The following is a 19507-nucleotide window of genomic DNA, read 5'->3' as shown; positions in this document are numbered from 1 at the left end:
GCGCGACCGCACGGGGCGCGCGGCATGCCGACGCGCGATGCCACGCTGCCCTGCATGAGCGCACCGGACCTCACCCTGCTGCTGCCCGCCGGCGACGCCTTCGGCGCGCAGCGTTTGCCGGAACCGATCGCGCGGGCCCTGGGCCGGGCCGATCTGGAGACGGTCGGCGAGGCAGGCGAGGCCGACCAGCTCCGCCGTCATGTGGACGTGGTCCCGCGCGGCTGGCCGGTCGCCGCGCTCACCCGCCAGCGCGATGCGGGCGACGCCGCCGGGGCAACCTGGCTGCGTGCCGATCCCGCCTGGATCCGCCCCGACATCAACGGTGCCCGGCTGCTCGGCGTCGGCGATGCGCTCGGTCTCGATGCCGCGGACGCCGAGGCGCTGCTGCGGCCGCTGAAGCCGCTGTTCGGCGATGCCGGGGTGCCCATCGACGCGCCGGTGCCGGGCCGCTGGTACGTGCGCCTGCCGGCCGGGGCGACGCCGCCGGTGTTCGCGGGACCCGACGAGGCGCTGGGTGCGGATGTGTTCGAAGTCCTCGCCGAGGGCGCCGAGGCCCGCCGCTGGCGCTCGCTGTTGAGCGAAGCGCAGATCGTGCTGCACAACCATCCGGTCAATGCGCAACGGGCCGATCGCGGCGCGCCGCCGGTGAACTCGCTGTGGTTCTGGGGTGGCAGCCGTCTGCCCGACCGGGTGACCGCACGTGCGGCACGGCTCCTCAGCGCCGACGAGGCGTTGCGCGCGATCGCGGCCGCCGGCGGCGCCATGACGGAAGAGGTCGATCGCCTCGCGTGGCCGCTCGGCGCCGACACCCTGGTCGACCTGCGCACCGTGCGCGACCTGCGCATGCTCGCTGAGACCTGGTGGATTCCGGCACTCGATGCGCTGCGCGCCCGCACCTTGTCCGCGCTGGTCCTCGATCTGGCCGATGGCCGTCGCTTCACCATCCGGCAGCGCCAACGCTGGCGGTTCTGGCGACGTGCCCGCGGCACGCTGGGCGCATGAGCCCACGCCGGATCATCCGTCGGCGCGAGATTCCGCCGATGTCGTCGGCCTGGCCTGCACATGTGCCGCCGCTGCTGCAGCGGATCTACGCCGCGCGGGGCGTGCTCGATGCGGACACCGCGCGGCCGCGCCTGCAGCACCTGCTGCCGCCGGACACGTTGACCGGCATGGCCGAGGCGGCGCGCCTGCTGGACGATGCGATCGCCGCGCGACGCCGCATCGTGGTGGTGGGCGATTTCGATTGTGACGGTGCGACGGCCTGCGCCGTCGCCGTGCGCGGGTTGCGGATGCTGGGCGCGCGCGAGGTCGCCTACGCGGTGCCCAACCGGATCGTGCACGGCTACGGGCTTTCGCCGGGGCTGGTGGACGAACTCGCGGCGCTGTCGCCGGAACTGCTGCTCACCGTGGATCACGGGATCGCCTGCCACGCGGGCATCCGGGCGGCCAAGGCGCGCGGCTGGCAGGTGCTGGTCACCGATCACCACCTGCCGGGCCCGACGCTGCCACCGGCCGACGTGATCGTCGATCCGAACCTGCCGGGCGATGCATTCGCATCCAAGACCCTGGCCGGCGTCGGGGTGATCTTCTACGTGTTGCTCGCGCTGCGCGGCGTCCTGCGCGCGCGCGATGCGTTCCCCGGCGAGGCGCCCGATCTGCGGGTGTTGCTGGATCTGGTGGCGGTCGGCACCGTGGCCGATCTGGTGCCGTTGGATGCGAACAACCGCGCCCTGGTCGCGGCCGGCCTGCAACGCCTCCGCGACGGCCGCGCCTGTGCTGGCCTGCAAGCGCTCGTGGCGGTCTCGGGTCGCGACGCCGCACGGCTGACCGCCAGCGACATCGGCTTCGCGGTCGGTCCGCGCCTCAATGCGGCCGGGCGCCTGGAGGACATGTCGATCGGGATCGAATGTCTGCTGTGCGACGACCCCGGCCAGGCCCAGGCGCTGGCGCAGACGCTCGATCGCATCAATGCCGAACGCCGCGGGGTGCAACAGGCGATGATCGACGATGCCGACGCTGCGATCGCCGGTCGTCCGCTCGAGTTCGCGGGCGGCGCACCTGCGGCCGTGTGCCTGTTCGATCCCGACTGGCACCCGGGCGTGGTCGGCCTGGTGGCGTCGAAACTGAAGGAGCGGCTGCATCGCCCGGTGGTCGCGTTTGCGCCCGCCGAACCGGGCAGTACGCAACTGCGCGGTTCGGCGCGTTCGATCCCGGGCTTCCATATCCGCGATGCGCTGGCGGCGGTCGACGTGGGTTGTCCCGGCCTGATCGGCAAGTTCGGTGGGCATGCGATGGCGGCAGGGCTGAGCCTGGAGCGCGACGCGTTCGCGGCGTTCGAGGCGGCCTTCCGTGCGCATGCCGAGCGCCAGCTGGATGCCTCGCTGCTGGAAGCGGTGATCGACAGCGACGGCAACCTGGCGCCGGGCGAGTTCGACCGCGTCCACGCCGAGGCCCTGCGCGATGGCGGCCCATGGGGGCAGGGATTTCCCGAACCGGTGTTCGACGGCGAGTTCGACGTGCTCGATGCCCGCCCGGTCGGCCAGCGGCATCTCAAGCTGTCGCTGCGCGTGCAGGGCCGTCCGGCACCGCTTCCGGCGATCCATTTCGGCGGTGCCCTCGACGGGGGGGCATTGCCTCCACGGGTCCGGCTGGCCTACCGCCTCGCGCCCGACGACTATCGGGGCGGGCAGGCGATCCAGCTCGTGATCGACTATCGCGAAGCGGCCGGCTGACGGATAATCCGCGCGTTCAGCTGGGGCCATGGTGGCCCCTCGAGGGAAAAACCGAATGCACAAGGAATCGATTGTCCTGGCCGTGACCATGGCCGTGGCCGGCAGCGCCTGGGCGGCATCGCCTTCCGCGGCACCGTTGCAGGTGGGCCAGCAGGTGCGTGGCGAGATCACCAGCGCCGACGCGATCAATTATCGCGACGGCACCCGTAGCCGTCTGTACGAAATCCGGCTCGCGCCGGATCAGGGCGTGCAGTTCCGTGTGGACGGCCCGTTGCGGGCGCACCTGAGCCTGCACGATGAGGATCGCCTGCTCCAGTCTTCCAACGATCGCGGCGACACCGGCACGTCGATGTCGGTCCGCGTGCCACGCGCTGGCCGCTACCTGCTCGCCGTCAGCGGGCGGGACACGTCGTCGTACGGGCCGTACACGTTGAACGTCTCGCCGCTGCAACTCTACGAGGGCGGCCCGGTCCGCGCCGGCGGCAGCATCACCGACTGGTCGGAGCGTTCGCGGCAGATCCCGCTGGAGATCGAGCGCGAAGGCATGTACGCGATCCGCATGGGATCGGACGAGTTCGATACCGTGCTGTCGCTGGACGGCCAGGGCGTGTCGCTGCGCAACGACGATGCGGAGGGCACCAACTCGCTGATCACCGCGCACCTGTCGCCCGGCACCTACACCCTCACCGCGGCCGGTTACGGCGACACCATGAGCGGGCAGTACACCCTGTCGGTGGAAGAGCGCGCACTGCCTGCCGGCGTCGGCCCCGCGCGCGATGGCGTGCTGACCGCCGGCGAGACGGTCACGGCGCTCTACCAGGGCCAGCCGGCGACCTACACGTTGCAGGTGCCGGCCCGCCGTCTGGTCACGATCGACATGCGCAGCAGCGATCTCGATTCGATGCTCGCGCTGGAAGGCGAGGGCGTGGCGTTGTCGGACGACGACTCGGGCGAAGGCGTGGATGCGCGGATCGTGTCGGTACTCGAGCCGGGCTCCTACTCGGTGCGCACCTCGTCGTTCAACGATGGCGGCGGCATCTTCACCCTCGATGCCAGGTTCGACGACGTGCCGGACAATGTCGGTGGCGGCAGCCTGCAGATCGGCCGGTCGCACGAGGCGGTGCTGATGCCCGGCGTGACCGACCGCTACACCGTGCAGGTGCGGCGTGGCGGGCGGCACCTGATCGAGATGGGCTCGACCGAAGTCGACAGCTACGTGCGCATCCTGCGCGACGGTGTCGAGATCGGATCCGACGACGACAGCGGCGGTGGCCTGGATGCGCGTCTCGAGCAGACGCTGGAGCCCGGGACCTACACCATCGAAGCCGAATCGGCGATCGGCGGCCAGAGCGGCCGCTACCGGATCTCGATCAACCGCAGCTGATCGCTCGCCGCGGGGCCGGCACGCATCGCGCGCCGGCCCCCGTTGCGGTGGCCCGCGTCACCAGATCACCTCGGGCAGACTCGAGCGGATCGTCACATACCCGGCGCGCGCGGCATCGCCGGGAGACTCCAGGATCCTGCTCAGCGGTACGGAGCGCTCCGACGTGCCCCAGAGGGCGGTCCAGGCATCGCGGCCACCGCGCTTGGACGCGTAGAGCGCGCGGTCGGCGAGCATCACCGCGTCCTGCCAGAGGTCCGGATCCTGCCGGCGCGCATCGCCGAAGAACGGCCATGGCGCCAGCCCGATCGACACGCTCAGCGGCACCGCCACGCCGTCGCCGATCTCCACAGGGGTCGACGCGATCGCGCTCCTCAGGCGCTCGGCGATCTGCCAGGCCTGTGTCTGGTCCACATCGCAGCATGCGATCAGGAACTCCTCGCCGCCCCAGCGCGCCACGATGTCGCCAGGACGGCAGGCGTCGCGCAGGCGCGATGCCAGCGCCACCAGCAAGGTGTCGCCGGCCATGTGGCCGTGCAGATCGTTGAGGCGTTTGAAATGGTCGGCGTCCAGCAGGAACACAACGTTGCGGCGCGAACCTGCCGGGTCGGACGGAAGGCCCGGCATCGTGCGCAGGCGCGCGGTCACCGCGCCGCGGTTGAGCAGGCCGGTCATCGCATCGGTCGCGCCGAGTTCCCGTAGCCGGCGTTGGATGCGGCGCTGGTAGAGCGCGAACGCGATCGTCCCGGCGGCCAGGAGGCACAGCAGCGCCAGGGCCCAATTCCGGAACAGGCGGGTCTCGGCCAGGATCAGCGCCTGCCTGTCCTGCTGCACGCGCAGTACGTCCAGCGCTTGTGCCTGCTCGGCATCTTCCAGGCGGGCCTGCAGTTCGGCGAGTCGCTGCATGTCCCGCATCCGGTCTTCGCGCTCGATGAGTGCGACCAGCCTTGCCGAGGTTTCGAGCGCTTCGCGCAGATCGCCGTGATCCGACAGCGCCGCGATCAGATTACGTAATGCACGACGGTGCTCGTAGGCCTCGCCCGGTGTATCGGACAGCTCGAGTGCGCGACGCGCCTCCGGCAGCGCCGCGGCCGCATCGCCGGTGCGCAGGTGTTGCTCGGCGAGCAGCGAACGCGTCGCCGCTTCGCCGCCGGCATCGGGCAGGGCCGCCTGGTCGCGGGCGATCGCCTGCAGGCGATCAATGCGCACCTCGGGTGTCGAGTCTGCGAGCGCCGCCTGCCAGGCCCGCGCGCGCAATGCCACCAGGTCGCGTCCGGTCAGCTGCGCCATCGCCGATGCGCGTTCGAGGAGCGGCAGGGCCTCGTCGTTGCGTCCGAGGCGGATCAGGTTCTCGGCATGGTTGTAATCCAGCACGCTGCCGTCGTAGCCGGTCTCGGCGTCGGCGAGCGCCTGGGCCTGCAGGAAGTAGCGCTCGGCGCCGTCGGGGTCGCCCAGGTCGGCGCCGTGGATGCTGGCGATGTTGTTCAGGGCCACGATCTGCGCCACCCGTGTCTCGTCGTCCTCGGCCGCGCGATAGGCCCGCGCATACAGATCGATGGCCGCGTGCAGATGGCCGATGCGCTGCAGGATGCCGCCGGCCTGCGAAAACGCGCGCAACCGGAATGCCGGGTCGAAGCTGTGCTCGGCCAGCAGGATCTCGATCCGCGCGACCGCGGCGGCTGCCCGTTCGGATGGCCCGGCAGTGGCCGCCGCGCTGCCCAGGCAGGTCAGGGTGATGATCTCCTGCGCGGGTGGCAGTGCCGGTCGCCCGAGGATGCGCGTGGCGACTTCGATCGCCTCGACGGGGTCGGTCTCGCGCAGATCCAGGCAGTGGCCCATGTCCTCGTCGATCAGGTGCTCGGTCGGCGCCGGGCCACGCACCGAAGGCGGCACCAGCGGGCGGGCATGAATCTCCAGGATCGGCCAGGACAATGCCAGGCCGAGCAGGAGCAGACGCGCCAGTGCGTCGTGACGGCGATGTCGCATCGCTCGGCCTCCACTGCCGATCGGAAAGAAGTGGGACGCGTCCGGTGCGGCGATGCTGCGCCGGGGCGGGCCCGATTGCTAGAATGCAAGTCTTGTACCCGAACGGCCCGTGCCCCACCCATGATCGAACTCAATCCCGTCCGCCAGCGCATCGCCGACCTGCAAGGTCGGTTGGAAGCGCTGAGGGGGTTTCTTTGACTACGATGCCAAGCGCGAGCGCCTCGAAGAAGTCGAGCGCGAACTCGAAGATCCCGGCATCTGGAACGAACCCGAGCGTGCGCAGGCGCTAGGGCGCGAACGCGCCTTGCTCGACAAGACCGTCAACGGCATCCGCGACCTGCTCGAAGGGCTGGCCGGGGCGTCCGAGCTGCTGGAACTGGCCGAATCGGAAGACGACGAGGACACCGCGCATGCGGTGGTCGAGGATGTCGAACGCTATGCCGTGGCCGTGGACAAGCTGGAATTCCAGCGCATGTTCGCCGGCGAGATGGACGGCAGCAGCGCTTTCGTCGACATCCAAGCCGGCGCCGGCGGCACCGAGGCCCAGGATTGGGCGGAGATCCTGTTGCGCATGTACCTGCGCTGGGCCGAGAGCCGCGGCTGGAAGACCGAGCTGCTCGAAGTCTCGGGCGGCGAAGTGGCCGGTATCAAGTCGGCGACGTTCCGGGTCGAGGGCGACTTCGCCTACGGTTGGCTGAAGACCGAGACCGGCGTGCACCGTCTCGTGCGCAAGTCGCCGTTCGACTCCGACAACAGGCGCCACACCAGCTTCACGTCGGTGTTCGTGTCGCCGGAAGTCGACGACAACATCGACATCGACATCAATCCCGCCGACCTCCGGACCGACGTGTACCGGTCGTCGGGCGCGGGCGGCCAGCACGTCAACAAGACCGAGTCGGCGGTGCGCATCACCCACAACCCCAGCGGCATCGTGGTGGCTTGCCAGACCGAGCGCAGCCAGCACGCCAACCGCGACCGGGCGATGAAGATGCTGGCGGCCAAGCTGTACGAGCTCGAGATCCAGAAGCGCAACGCCGAGCGCGATGCGGTGGAGGCGACCAAGTCCGACATCGGCTGGGGCAGCCAGATTCGCAACTACGTCCTCGACCAGTCGCGGATCAAGGACCTGCGCACCGGCATCGAGCGCAGCGATACGCAGAAGGTCCTCGACGGCGACCTCGACGAGTTCGTCGAGGCGAGCCTGAAGGCCGGCCTGGAAGCCGGCTCGAAGCGGGTCGACGCCGCGTAGGGCGCCTTTCCCGACAGGGGCGCCCCGATATCGACGACGCCCGGGGACTGGACGGCCGGGCGTTTCGGCTCGAACGTCCGGCTGTCTTCCGCCGTGTCTTTTCACGGCGGACGTTCGTCTTCCAATCCGCGATGGCCGTGCCGTCCGCGGCCAGCAATCGATTCACCGAGACCCACCAGATGACCGAGCAATCCGCCACGCCACCGCCCGCCGACGAAAACGCCCTGATCGCGGAACGCCGCGGCAAGCTCAAGGCGCTGCGCGGGCAGGGGATCGCGTATCCCAACGATTTCCGGCGCCGCGACGACGCCGATGATCTGCAGCGGGAGTACCTCGACGACGCGACCTGGACGGGCGAAGCGCTCGAGGCGACCGGGCGGCGTGTGGCGCTGGCCGGGCGGTTGCTGGCCAAGCGCATCATGGGCAAGGCGGCGTTCGCGCAGATCCAGGATGTCAGCGGGCGGATCCAGCTGTTCCTGCAGGCCGCGACGCTCGGCGAGCGCTACGACGCGTTCAAGGGATGGGATATCGGCGACATCGTCGCCGCCGAAGGCACGCTGATGCGGACCCGGACCGGCGAACTCTCGGTGAAGGTCGACGCGTTGCGCCTGCTGACCAAGTCGCTGCGGCCGCTGCCCGACAAGTGGCACGGGTTGTCCGACGTGGAGCAACGCTACCGCCAGCGCTACGTCGACCTGATCGTGACCCCGGAGGCGCGCGACGTGTTCTTCAAGCGTTCGCGGATCATCGCCGCGATCCGGCGCTGGCTGGACGCACGGCGTTTCCTCGAGGTCGAGACGCCGATGATGCATTACCTGGCCGGTGGCGCGGCGGCCAAGCCGTTCACCACCCATCACAACGCGCTGGATCTCGACCTCTATCTGCGTGTCGCGCCCGAGCTGTATCTCAAGCGTCTGGTGGTGGGCGGTTTCGAGCGCGTCTACGAGATCAACCGGAACTTCCGCAACGAGGGCGTGTCCACCCGGCACAATCCCGAGTTCACCATGCTCGAACTCTACGAAGCCTATGTCGGCTACGAAGAAGTGATGGACCTGACCGAAGCGCTGATGCGCGATGTGGCGCAGGACACCCTGGGCCGGACCGACGTGGAATGGGACGGCCAGGCGATCGACCTGGGGCCGGCCTTCCGCCGCTGGCGCATGGACGACGCCGTGCGCGAGTTGAATCCCGAGATCACCGCGGCCGACTGCCGGGACCGCGATGCGCTGGCCGCGCACGCGACGCGGCTGGGCATCCGCGTCAAGGCGGGGTGGGGCTGGGGCAAGCTGCTGCTCGAAATCTTCGAGGCGACGGTGGAGCACACACTGGTGCAGCCGACCTTCATCACCCATTACCCGGTGGAAGTGTCGCCGCTGGCGCGCGAGTCCGACACGGAAGCCGGCATGACCGACCGGTTCGAGCTGTTCGTCGGCGCCAAGGAACTGGCGAACGGTTTCTCGGAGCTCAACGATCCCGAGGACCAGGCCGCACGCTTCCGGGCTCAGGTCGATGCGAAGGCGGGCGGCGACGACGAGGCCATGCACTACGATGCGGACTACATCCGTGCGCTGGAGGTCGGCCTGCCGCCGACGGGGGGGCTCGGCATCGGGGTGGACAGGTTCGTCATGCTGCTGACCGGTTCAGCCTCGATCCGCGACGTGCTGTTGTTCCCGTACATGCGACCCGAAGCCGGCGACGCTCGGGACTGAGCGGACTCCCGCACGGCCATACCCGCCCGGATGTGCGCGGGGCTTGCGCATGGCCCATTCACGCGGCCACCATGAGGACCTGCACACCGGTGGACATCCTGCCGAGGAGCGCGACATGAACATCGTCATCGTCGACGACCAGACCTCCGCCCGTACGATGCTGCGCCACATCCTCGAGGACATCAGTCCAGAACTCGAGGTGCTGGACTTCGGCGACCCGCAGAGTGCGCTCCACTGGTGCCAGGACAATCGCCCCGATCTGCTGTTGCTCGACTACAGGATGCCGGGGATCGACGGGCTGGAGTTCGCGCGGCGATTCCGCAAGCCGCTGCTGCACCGGGACGTGCCCATCGTCCTGGTCACCGTGGTCGGCGACGAGCCGATCCGGCAGGCCGCGCTGGATGCCGGTGTCATCGATTTCCTGGTCAAGCCGATCCGGCCCCGCGAACTGCGCGCACGCTGTCGCAACCTGCTGCAGCTGCGCCAGCACAGCGAGAGCGTGAAGCAGCGGGCGTTGTCGCTGGAGCAGCGCCTGCTGGCGACGATGCACGAAGTCGAGGAGCGCGAGCGCGAGACCCTGACCCGTCTGGCGCGGGCGATCGCCTTCCGCGACACCGGGACCAGTGCGAATCTCGAGCGGGTCGCGCATATCGCCGGACTGATCGCGGAGGAGCTCGGCCTGTTCGAGGACGAGGTCCGCATGATCGAGCTGGCCGCGCCGCTGCACGACATCGGCAAGATCGCGATTCCCGACGCGCTGCTGCTCAAGCCCGGTCCGTTGAGCGTCGAGGAAACCGCGGTGATGCGGCAGCATCCGCAGATCGGCTACGACCTGCTGTCGGGCAGCCAGAACCGCTTCATCCAGCTCAGCGCCAAGATCGCATTGCGCCATCAGGAGCGCTGGGACGGCAGCGGCTACCCGGACGGACTGTCCGGCGAGACGATCCCGCTCGAGGCGCGCATCGTCGCGGTGGCCGACGTGTTCGATGCGCTGATCTCCGAAAGGCCCTACAAGCGGGCGTGGTCGCTGCAGGAGGCCATGGACTACATGCGCGACAACAGCGGCGTGCTGTTCGATCCCCGCTGCGTGGACGCGCTGTTGCGGCATGAGGCGCAGATGGGCGAGATCGTGCAGCGCTTCGTCAAGCAGAGCGTGCAGCCGGGCCAGCACCTGCAGTAGCCCCCATGTCGATCTCAACGACATGGATCCGCATGCGCCTGTCCCGGCGGCCGGACAGCGAACACAAGCAGGTGGCCGTGCGCATCGTCATCACGGCGCTGTTCTGCGGGTATCTGGGCTGGCAGGTCGGCGGAGGGGATCGCGACGGGGCGCTGTTCCTGACCTGGCTGATCCTGCTCGGCGAACTGCTGGTGTCGTTCGTCCTGCTGATCGGGATCCTGGCCCAGCCCGGCGTCTCCCATGTCCGTCGCTGGATCGGCATGATCGCCGATTACTTCGCGCTGGCGGCGGTGATGCATCTGCAGGGGGACACGGCGTCGCCGCTGTATTCCGTCTATCTGTGGGTGACCATCGGCAACGGCCTGCGATACGGGCCCCGATACCTCTATGCGGCTACGTTGCTGGCGACCGTGTCGTTCCTCGCGGTGATCCTGCTGACGCCATTCTGGCTGGCCAGCCCGTTGCTGTCGTGGGGGCTGCTGGTCGGGCTGGCGGCGGTCCCGCTGTACTTCCTGTCCCTGCTGAAGGCGCTGACCGAGGCCAGTGAGGAAGCGAGAAAGGCGAATGCCGCCAAGAGCCGCTTTCTCGCCAACATGAGTCACGAGTTCCGGACGCCGCTCAACGGGCTGGCGGGCATGTCCGAGCTGCTGGCGACGACGCGGCTGGACGCGGAGCAACGCGATTACCTGAAGGCCATCCGCGCCTCGACCCGCTCGCTGTTGGCGCTGGTCGAGGACGTGCTCGACATTTCCGCGATCGAGGCGGGCAAGCTCAAGCGTGCGCGCGAGACGTTCTCCATCCGCGACCTGCTGCGCAACATCGATTACATCCTGGAACCGGAAACCCAGGCGAAGCGGCTGGATTACCGGGTCAACGTGGCGGCCGATGTGCCGGACAGGCTGTGCGGCGATCCGGGCCAGCTCCGCCAGATCCTGTTGAACCTGATCAACAACGCGATCAAGTTCACCGCGCAGGGATTCGTGCATGTCGATGTGACGCGGGTCGGGTCGGGCGATTTCGGCGCCGAGCTCCATGTCCGCTTCACGGTCGCCGATTCGGGGATCGGGGTCCCGGCATCGTTGCGGCCCAAATTATTCGAAGCGTTCGAGCAGGCCGACTCCAGCCTGTCGCGGCGTTACGGCGGAACCGGCCTGGGCACCACGATCGCCAAGGGCCTGACCGAAGCGATGGGCGGGTTGATCGGGTTCGAAAGCCAGGAGGGCGTCGGCAGCCGGTTCTGGGTGGAGATCCCGTTCGAGACCCTCGCCGATGCCGACGATGCAGGGCCCGCCGCGCAGGCCGAAACGCCGGAGAATGTGATCGCATTCTCGGATCCCTTCCGACGTCACCGGGCGCGGGTGCCGGGCATGAGCGTCCTCATCGCGGACGACCATGCCGCCAATCGCCTGGTGTTGCAGAGCCTGCTGCACAAGGCCGGCCATCGCGTGACCGCGGTCGGCGACGGCGGACAGGCGCTGGACGCGCTGGAGCTCTCGCCGTACGACGTGGTGATCGTGGATCTGCACATGCCCGACGTCACCGGTCTCGACCTGTTGCGTCAATTGCGTGTCATGGAGGCCGGTTCGCCCGAGGCCACCCCGGTGGTCATCCTGAGTGCCGACGTCACCCCGGAATCGATCGCGGCGTGCACCGAAGCGGGCGCGCGGGCGTTTCTCGCCAAGCCCGTGATCGCCTCGAAACTGCTCGACCTGCTGGCCGCGATCGCCACCGGCGATACGACGACGCCGGAGCAATCGAACACGACCCGCGACGCGCTCGCCGACCCCGACGAGTTCTTCGATCCGGGGGTTCTGGAAGAGATCCGCCAGTTGGGGCTGGGGGATGCCTTCGAGGAGAAGTTCGTCACCCAGTGCCTGCAGGACGCCCGGGACGCCCTGAACCGACTGGCGACCGCCGGCGAGTCGGGCGACTGGGGGCTGGTCCGCGATCAGGCGCATGCCGTGAAGGGCGTGGCCAGCAACATCGGCCTCGTGCGGGTCGCCGCGATCAGCGGCGACCTGATGCGGCTGGCGAACTGGCAGGTCGGCAAGGAATGGCGCCAGCGCCTGGGCGATCTGGAGCACGCCCTCGTGCAGGGGCGCGATGCCCTGCACCGGCATGGCCGGGTCGCCGACGCCCATCGCCAGGGCGACGGCGACCCCTAGGCCTTTTCAAGGCTCAGGCCGTTGCGGCCTGGGCGCCGCCCTGGCGGCGGTACTGCGCCCGCACCAGACGTTCCATCGTGCGCAGCGATTTGTCGCCGAGCTGCAGGGCGGTATCGACCCAGACCTCGGTGATGCGCATCAGTTCGTCGAGCTGGACCGGACGCGCCATGCCGCGGACGCGGTGCATGGCCATGCGTGCATGCGGGATGCGGCGATTGGCGCGAATGACCTCCTCGACGGCCCGGTGTCCCTGGCCGCGCGGGACGACGATGTCGACCAACCCCATGCGGTGCAGGGTCTCGACCGGATAGACGTTGCCTTCGATCATCAGTTTCTCGGCGGCTTGCGGCGCGATCCGCTGGCACAGGAACGAATAGGCGCCCATGCCGGGAAACAGGTCGAACAGCACTTCCGGCAGGCCCATCTGGGCGCCTTCTTCGGCCACGATGGTATGGCAGCTCAACGCGGCCTCGAACCCGCCACCCAGGGCGTCGCCCTGGACGAGCGCGATGCTGTGTGCGCCGGCGCCGAGGCCATCGTGAAAGGCGTACACCCCGAGCACGCACTGACGCGCGTAGGCGAGCAGGGTGTCGCGGTCCTGCTGCCGGATCGCGGTACAGAACAGTTCGAGGTCGCCGCCGAGATTGAAGACGTCCGAATCGGAGGCGAGCACGACATGCGCCAGCGTGCCGGGTTCGCGGTGACGCAGGCGCTCGCCCAGCGATTTCTGGTAGGCGAGGATGTTGTCGACCAGCGCCGGACGGAAGCAGGCGCGTCCGGTCTGGGTGTGGCGGTTGTGCATGTAGCACCAGTGGACGTGGCGTTCGGCATCCTCTTCGATGCGGAGGGTGGCGTAACGGGGAGCGGAAAACTGGAGGGCTTCGACGTTGTTCATGGGGGTTCCTTTCCTTTGGCGGTTGACGGAGGTTGGGGTGCGGCCTGTCGGGTGTATGCGTTGCGGAATGTCGTGCAAAACGCCCGATCGGCTCCCTCTATGCGCCGAACCACCACAAACTGCAAGGTCGCCCGCATCGCCCGGCCGGTGTGTCGCGCGGGTGTCGCCGGGGGCGATCCCGTTCCGCGATCCGGGCCGCTGAAACGAAAAAAAGCCCGCCATGCGGCGGGCTTTCCTGGAACGTTTCGCGGCGAGTCGCCGCACAGGCGACCGGTATCTCAACCGGCCGTCTTCTGCTCGTCCTTCAGTTCGCGTCGCAGGATCTTGCCCACGTTGCTTTTCGGCAGTTCGTCGCGGAACTCGATCTTCTTGGGCTGCTTGTAGCCGGTGAGGTTCTCCCGCGCGAATGCCTTGATCCGCTCCTCGGTCAGGGCCGGATCCTTCTTCACCACGAAGAGTTTCACCACCTCGCCCGAGCGCTCGTCGGGGACGCCCACCGCGGCGACTTCCAGCACCTCGGGCATCGACGAGATCACTTCCTCGATCTCGTTCGGATATACGTTGAAACCGGACACCAGGATCATGTCCTTCTTGCGGTCGACGACGTAGAAGAAGCCCTGTTCGTCCATCTTCGCCATGTCGCCGGTGTGCAGCCAGCCGTCGGCATCGACGGTCTTGGCGGTCTCCTCCGGACGTTGCCAGTAGCCGGCCATGACCTGCGGCCCCTTGATGCAGAGTTCGCCGATCTCGCCGGCCGGCAGCCACTCGCCGTTCTCGCCCAGAATGCCGGCGTCGGTGGACGGCACCGGCAGGCCGATGGCGCCGTTGTACTCGGCCAGGTCCATCGGATTGATGCAGGCGGCAGGAGACGTCTCGGTCAGGCCGTATGCCTCGACCAGGGTGACGCCGGTGACCTTCTTCCAGCGCTCCGCCACGGAACGTTGCACGGCCATGCCCCCGCCGAGGGTGAGCTTCAGCGAGGAGAAATCGATGCTGTCGAACCCGGGTGTGTTGAGCAGCCCGTTGAACAACGTGTTGACGCCGGTGATGGCGGTGAACCGCTCGCGCTTGAGCTCCTTGACGAAGCCGGGCATGTCGCGCGGATTGGTGATCAGCACGTTCTTGGCGCCGAGCTTCATGAAGACCAGCCCGTTCGCGGTCAGCGCGAAGATGTGGTACAGCGGCAGGGCGGTGATGATCACCTCCTGGCCCGGTTCGGTCTGGCCGGCCACCCAGGCAGACGCCTGCTGCATGTTGGCGACGAGGTTGCGATGGGTGAGGATCGCGCCCTTGGCGACACCGGTCGTGCCACCGGTGTACTGCAGGAACGCGATGTCCTGCGGATCGATCGTCACTTCAGGAAACGTGTGCCCCTCGCCGATGCGCAGCGCATCGCGGAACCGGACGGCACCGCCGATATGGTAGTCCGGCACCATCTTCTTGACGTGGCGGAGGACGAAATTCACCAGCGGACGCTTGGGGAAGTCGAACAGGTCGCCCAGTCCGCTGGTGATGACATGCCGGATCTGGGTGTCGGGCAGGGCCTTCTCGACCGTGGCGCCGAAGTTGTCCAGCACCAGCAGGGCCACGGCGCCGGAGTCCACCATCTGGTGCTTGAACTCGCGCACCGTGTACAGCGGGTTGACGTTCACCACCACCAGTCCGGCGCGCAGGATGCCGAAGGTCGCGATCGGATACTGCAGGCAGTTGGGCATCATGATCGCCACGCGATCGCCCTTCTTGAGCTTGAGCTCGCCCAGCAGATAGGCCGCGAACGTGCGGCTGGCGGCATCGATCTCCGCGTAGCTCATCGTCTTCCCCATGTTGGAGAAGGCGGGGCGGTCGGCGAAATCCCGGATCGCGGCCTGCAGCACCGCAGGGATCGAGCGGAATTCGTCGAGATCGATCTCGGCCGGGGTGCCGGGCGAGTACTGGGCCAGCCAAGGCCGGTCGTGGGTCATGTGTGTCCTCCCTGTTCCTGAGCGTGCACGGCAGCGTTCGAGGTCGCCGCTCTATCTCGTGGGATTTCAGCACAGGGGCCGTTGGGTGACAAGGCGCACAGTTTCGGGAATGACGCGATATGCTGCGATCGGACAGCGATATGGGGCGAACATGAGGCGACGTGGAATGTTTGACTGGCGTCGCGGCGGAGCGGTGGCCCTGGCCATGCTGCTGGTCGCTCTCGCAGCGTGCGGCCGCAGCGATCCGGAGCAGGCGCTGCGGGCATCGCTGGCGGATCTGCAGCAGGCGGTCGAGGGACGGGACGCGGGGCGGATCGCGAATCATCTGGCCGAGGATTTCATCGGTCCTGGCGGTATGGACCGCGATGGCGCCCGACGGATGGCCGCACTGCATTTTCTGCGTCACCGGCAGGTGGGAGTACACGCGCCGGGCCCGGTCGCGATCTCGCTCCAGGACGCCTACGCGCGGGTGACGTTCACCGCGGCGTTGACCGGAGGTGAGCGGTTCCTGCCGGATACGGGGCAGATCTATCGGATCGAAAGCGGCTGGCGACGGGAAGGTGCCGACTGGCGCATGACCAGTATCGAGTGGAGGCCGGCGGTTCGCTGACGGCAAGAGCCCGGGCGCCGTGCGCCCGGGCCGGACTTCCGCCCGTTCCGTCCGGTCTACGCCGCTTTCTTCGCCGCGAGCTGGCGCAGGACGTAGTGCAGGAGGCCACCGTTGCGGAAGTATTCGACTTCCTTCGGCGTCAGCAGCAACACGTCCACCTCGAACGAGATCGTTTCGCCGTCCTGCCGGGTCGCGGTGACGGTGGCGACCTTCGCCTTGCCGTCGTCGAGGCCGGCGACATCGATCGTTTCCGAACCGTCCAAGCCATGCGTCTGCGCGCTCTCGCCGTCGCGGAAGCGCAGCGGCAGCACGCCCATGCCGACCAGATTGGAGCGATGGATGCGCTCGAAGCTCTGCGCGATCACCGCCCTCACCCCGAGCAGGTTGGTGCCCTTGGCCGCCCAGTCGCGCGACGACCCGGTGCCGTACTCCTCGCCGGCGAACACCACCAGCGGCACGCCGTCGGCCTTGTACTTCTGCGCGGCGTCGTAGATCGCCAGCTTCTCCGGCTCGCCGCCGTCACGGCCGTAGTACAGCGTGTTGCCGCCTTCCTCGCCGCCGAACATCAGGTTCTTGATGCGGATGTTGGCGAACGTGCCGCGCACCATCACGTCGTCGTTGCCGCGGCGGCTGCCGTAGCTGTTGAAGTCGGCCGGCTGGACGCCGCGCTCCTGCAGGAAGCGGCCTGCCGGCGAGTCCTTCTTGATGTTGCCCGCGGGGGAGATGTGGTCGGTGGTGATCGAGTCGCCGAACAGGCCCATGACGCGCGCGCCCCGGATGTCGCCGATGGTGCCGACGTCCATCGTCATGCCGTCGAAGTAGGGCGGATTCTTGATGTAGGTCGAGGCCTCGTCCCACGCGTAGAGCTCGCCGTCGGGCGATTCGATAGTGTTCCAGCGGGTGTCGCCCTTGAACACGTCGGCGTAGTTCTTGGCGAACATCTCCGGCCCGATGGTCGCGGCGATGGTGTCGCCGATCTCCTTGTTGGTGGGCCAGATGTCGCGCAGGTAGACCGGGTTGCCGTCCGGGTCATTGCCCAGCGGCTCGGTGCTGAGGTCGATGTCGACGGTGCCGGCGATCGCGTAGGCGACCACCAGCGGCGGCGAGGCGAGATAGTTCATCTTCACTTCGGCGTGGATGCGTCCTTCGAAGTTGCGGTTGCCCGACAGCACCGAGGCGACCGCCAGATCGTTCTGTGCGATGCCCTTGGACACCGCTTCGGGCAGGGGGCCGGAATTGCCGATGCAGGTGGTGCAGCCGTAGCCGACCACGTAGAAGCCGAGCTTCTCGAGATCCCCGGTGACGCCGGCCTTCTCGAGGTAATCGGTGACCACGCGCGAACCCGGACCGAGCGAGGTCTTCACCCACGGGGCAGCCTTCAGGCCCTTGGCCACCGCGTTGCGCGCCAGCAGGCCGGCGCCCAGCATGACCGCCGGATTGGAGGTATTGGTGCACGACGTGATCGCGGCGATCACCACCGAGCCGTCGGTCAATTCGTGTTCGCCGTCGTCGAGGGTGATGCGCGAGATCGGCTTGGCCGCCAGGCGCTCGGCCTGCGGCTGGTTGCCGCCTTCCTCCTTGAATTCGTGGATTTCGGCGTCTTCGTCGAGCCGGCGGTTCTTGACCAGCGGGACGAGGTTTTCGTTGAAGTTGGCCTTGACGTCCTCGAGCAGCACGCGGTCCTGCGGGCGCTTCGGGCCGGCCAGCGACGGCTTCACGTCGCTCATGTCGAGGCGCAGCGTCGCGCTGTAGGTGGCCGGTGCGCTGCCGGGTTCGTGCCACAGGCCCTGGGCCTTGGCATAGGCCTCGACCAGCGCGATCTGCTCTTCACTGCGGCCCGACAGGCGCAGGTAGTTGAGCGACTCGGCATCGATCGGGAAGATGCCGCAGGTCGCGCCGTACTCGGGCGCCATGTTGCCGATGGTGGCGCGATCGGCCAGCGGCAGGTGCTGCAGGCCGTCGCCGTAGAACTCGACGAACTTGCCGACGACGCCGTGCTTGCGCAGCATCTGGGTGACGGTGAGCACCAGGTCGGTGGCGGTGGCGCCTTCGGGCAGCCTGCCGGTGAGTTCGAAGCCGACCACCTGCGGGATCAGCATCGACGACGGCTGGCCGAGCATGGCGGCCTCCGCCTCGATGCCGCCCACGCCCCAGCCGAGCACGCCGATGCCGTTGATCATCGTGGTATGCGAGTCGGTGCCGAACACGGTGTCCGGGAAGGCCCACAGCGTGCCGTCGCCGTTCTCGTCGGGAATGTCACGCTCCATGACCACCCGGGCCAGGTTCTCCAGGTTCACCTGGTGGACGATGCCGGTGTTCGGCGGCACCACCTTGAAGTCGTCGAACGCCTTCTGGCCCCAGCGCAGGAACGCGTAGCGCTCCTTGTTGCGCTCGAATTCGATCTTGCCGTTGAGGTCGAGCGCGTCGGGCCGGCCGAAAACGTCGACCTGGACCGAGTGGTCGATGACCAGCTCGGACGGGATCTGCGGGTTGATCTGCTCCGGACGGCCGCCCAGCCGCTTGACCGCGTCGCGCATCGCCGCCAGGTCCACCACACAGGGCACGCCGGTGAAGTCCTGCAGCACCACGCGTGCAGGCATGAAGGCGATTTCGATGTCGGGCTCGGCCGTGGCGTCCCAGGTCGCGACCGCCTCGATGTGCGACGGACCGACGGTCACGCCGTCTTCGTGCCGGAGCAGGTTCTCCAGCAGGATCTTCATCGAATAGGGCAGGGCGGCGATGTCGAAGCGCTCGCCGAGCTTGGGCAGGCTGGCGTAGGTGTACGACTTGCCGTTGACGGACAGTTGGCTTCGCGTGGCGAAGGAATCGCTCATGAGCGGCACTCCTGTGGCTGGGGCGGTAGCGAGTTCAGCATTCTGTCCGAAAGATTGTGACGGTTCGGTATGAGTGCTGGGGTATGTGACATGAAGTATGTATAATTCTCGCATACTCAACCGGTCCGGAGTGTCCCGCCCATGGAAGCCACCGTTGCCGAACGCGGGCAGATCACCCTGCCCAAGGCCGTGCGCGATGCGCTCGGGCTGACCAAGGGCACCATCCTGAAAGTCGAACTCGATGGTGGCCGGATCATCCTGCGCAAGGATGTCAGCGAGGCGCTGCGCAAGGTGCGCGGGCGCTTCAGGCTGGTCGACGGCCATGCCTCCACCGACGACGCGTTGCGCGCCTCGCGCGGCCGTGCGCCCGGCGATCCGGTCGAGCCATGATCGCCCTCGACGCCTCGGTGCTGCTCGATATCCTGACCGACGACCCGCGCCACGCCGAAGCCTCGGAGACGCTCATCGCCGATGCGCTCGCGCGCGAGGATGTGGTGGTCTGCGATGCGGTGGTGGCCGAGGTGCAGGCCATGCTCGATACCTCGGCCAGCCTGATGGAAGTCCTGGCCGGGCTCGGCATCCGCTACCAGCCCACACAGGAGGCCGCGGCGATGCGCGCAGGCCACATGTATCGGCGGTTCCGCATTCGCGGTGGGCAGGGCGAGCGTGTGATCGGCGATTTCCTGATCGGGGCGCACGCGCTGCTGCAATGCGACGCCCTGATCACCCGCGACGCGGCGTTCTTCCGCGACTACTTCAAGGGTCTCAAGCTGATCGTACCGTCGGCCTGAGACGTCCCGTTTCC

14 protein-coding genes are annotated in these 19507 nt (G+C 68.2%); 10 read left to right on the top strand and 4 right to left on the bottom strand.

Annotated features, from left to right (window positions below; genetic code table 11):
- Positions 1–24: 24 nt before the first annotated feature.
- Genes RG19_RS07270 through RG19_RS07260 form a run of 3 tightly spaced genes read left to right on the top strand, consistent with a single transcriptional unit; the run spans position 25 to position 4116 of the window.
- Positions 25–1002 (top strand): phosphoglycerate mutase, encoded by a 978-nt coding sequence (locus RG19_RS07270; protein WP_238376602.1) that lies wholly within the window; start codon positions 25–27, stop codon positions 1000–1002.
- Positions 999–2732 (top strand): single-stranded-DNA-specific exonuclease RecJ, encoded by a 1734-nt coding sequence (recJ, locus tag RG19_RS07265; protein ID WP_058834698.1) that lies wholly within the window; start codon positions 999–1001, stop codon positions 2730–2732. Before RG19_RS07270 ends, recJ begins: the two co-directional genes overlap by 4 nt.
- Before the next feature lie 55 nt (positions 2733–2787).
- Positions 2788–4116 (top strand): hypothetical protein, encoded by a 1329-nt coding sequence (locus RG19_RS07260; protein WP_058834697.1) that lies wholly within the window; start codon positions 2788–2790, stop codon positions 4114–4116.
- 57 nt (positions 4117–4173) lie between these two features.
- On the opposite strand, the gene RG19_RS07255 is transcribed toward RG19_RS07260, so the two are convergent.
- On the bottom strand, positions 4174–6099 hold the full coding sequence (locus RG19_RS07255) for a tetratricopeptide repeat-containing diguanylate cyclase (RefSeq protein ID WP_058834696.1): 1926 nt from the start codon (positions 6097–6099) through the stop codon (positions 4174–4176).
- 120 nt (positions 6100–6219) lie between these two features.
- Here RG19_RS07255 and prfB point away from each other — a divergent pair.
- The 4 genes from prfB (at position 6220) to RG19_RS07235 (ending at position 12402) form a co-directional block, all read left to right on the top strand.
- A protein-coding gene (gene prfB / locus RG19_RS07250) for a peptide chain release factor 2 (RefSeq protein WP_157515194.1) occupies positions 6220–7348 on the top strand; the annotation gives its coding sequence in 2 pieces (ribosomal slippage) (positions 6220–6294 and positions 6296–7348; 1128 coding nt in all).
- A 179-nt stretch (positions 7349–7527) separates the two neighbouring features.
- The gene (gene lysS / locus RG19_RS07245) at positions 7528–9057 is read left to right on the top strand and encodes a lysine--tRNA ligase (RefSeq protein ID WP_058836469.1); all 1530 of its coding nucleotides are present in this window, start codon (positions 7528–7530) and stop codon (positions 9055–9057) included.
- 49 nt (positions 9058–9106) lie between these two features.
- The gene (locus RG19_RS07240; protein ID WP_058834695.1) at positions 9107–10237 is read left to right on the top strand and encodes a response regulator; all 1131 of its coding nucleotides are present in this window, start codon (positions 9107–9109) and stop codon (positions 10235–10237) included.
- Positions 10238–10242: 5 nt separating this feature from the next.
- Positions 10243–12402: an ATP-binding protein gene (locus tag RG19_RS07235; protein ID WP_058834694.1), complete on the top strand. Its 2160-nt coding sequence runs from the start codon at positions 10243–10245 to the stop codon at positions 12400–12402.
- Positions 12403–12415: 13 nt separating this feature from the next.
- On the opposite strand, the gene RG19_RS07230 is transcribed toward RG19_RS07235, so the two are convergent.
- A complete protein-coding gene (locus tag RG19_RS07230; protein WP_058834693.1) occupies positions 12416–13297 on the bottom strand; it encodes a crotonase/enoyl-CoA hydratase family protein in 882 nt (293 codons plus the stop codon).
- A gap of 278 nt (positions 13298–13575) precedes the next feature.
- A complete protein-coding gene (locus tag RG19_RS07225; RefSeq protein ID WP_058834692.1) occupies positions 13576–15258 on the bottom strand; it encodes an AMP-binding protein in 1683 nt (560 codons plus the stop codon).
- Positions 15259–15424: 166 nt separating this feature from the next.
- Between RG19_RS07225 and RG19_RS07220 the strand changes: the two genes are divergently transcribed.
- Positions 15425–15868, top strand: coding sequence for a Cif family virulence factor (locus tag RG19_RS07220; protein ID WP_058834691.1), 444 nt, complete (start codon positions 15425–15427; stop codon positions 15866–15868).
- A 56-nt stretch (positions 15869–15924) separates the two neighbouring features.
- Here the strand turns inward: RG19_RS07220 and acnA are convergent, their stop codons facing one another.
- Positions 15925–18702: an aconitate hydratase AcnA gene (gene acnA, locus RG19_RS07215; RefSeq protein WP_058836468.1), complete on the bottom strand. Its 2778-nt coding sequence runs from the start codon at positions 18700–18702 to the stop codon at positions 15925–15927.
- A 141-nt stretch (positions 18703–18843) separates the two neighbouring features.
- On the opposite strand from acnA, the gene RG19_RS07210 reads away from it, so the two are divergent.
- Together RG19_RS07210 and RG19_RS07205 are read left to right on the top strand one after the other, a co-directional pair.
- A complete protein-coding gene (locus RG19_RS07210) occupies positions 18844–19092 on the top strand; it encodes an AbrB/MazE/SpoVT family DNA-binding domain-containing protein (RefSeq protein ID WP_058834690.1) in 249 nt (82 codons plus the stop codon).
- Positions 19089–19493 carry a type II toxin-antitoxin system VapC family toxin gene (locus tag RG19_RS07205; protein ID WP_058834689.1) on the top strand — a complete coding sequence of 135 codons (405 nt, stop codon included), beginning with the start codon at positions 19089–19091 and terminating at the stop codon, positions 19491–19493. Before RG19_RS07210 ends, RG19_RS07205 begins: the two co-directional genes overlap by 4 nt.
- The last annotated feature ends 14 nt before the right edge of the window (positions 19494–19507 follow it).

Source organism: Luteimonas abyssi, from assembly GCF_001482195.1.
Classification (GTDB): Bacteria; Pseudomonadota; Gammaproteobacteria; order Xanthomonadales; family Xanthomonadaceae; genus Luteimonas; species Luteimonas abyssi.
This window is presented reverse-complemented; position numbering and strand designations above follow the sequence as displayed.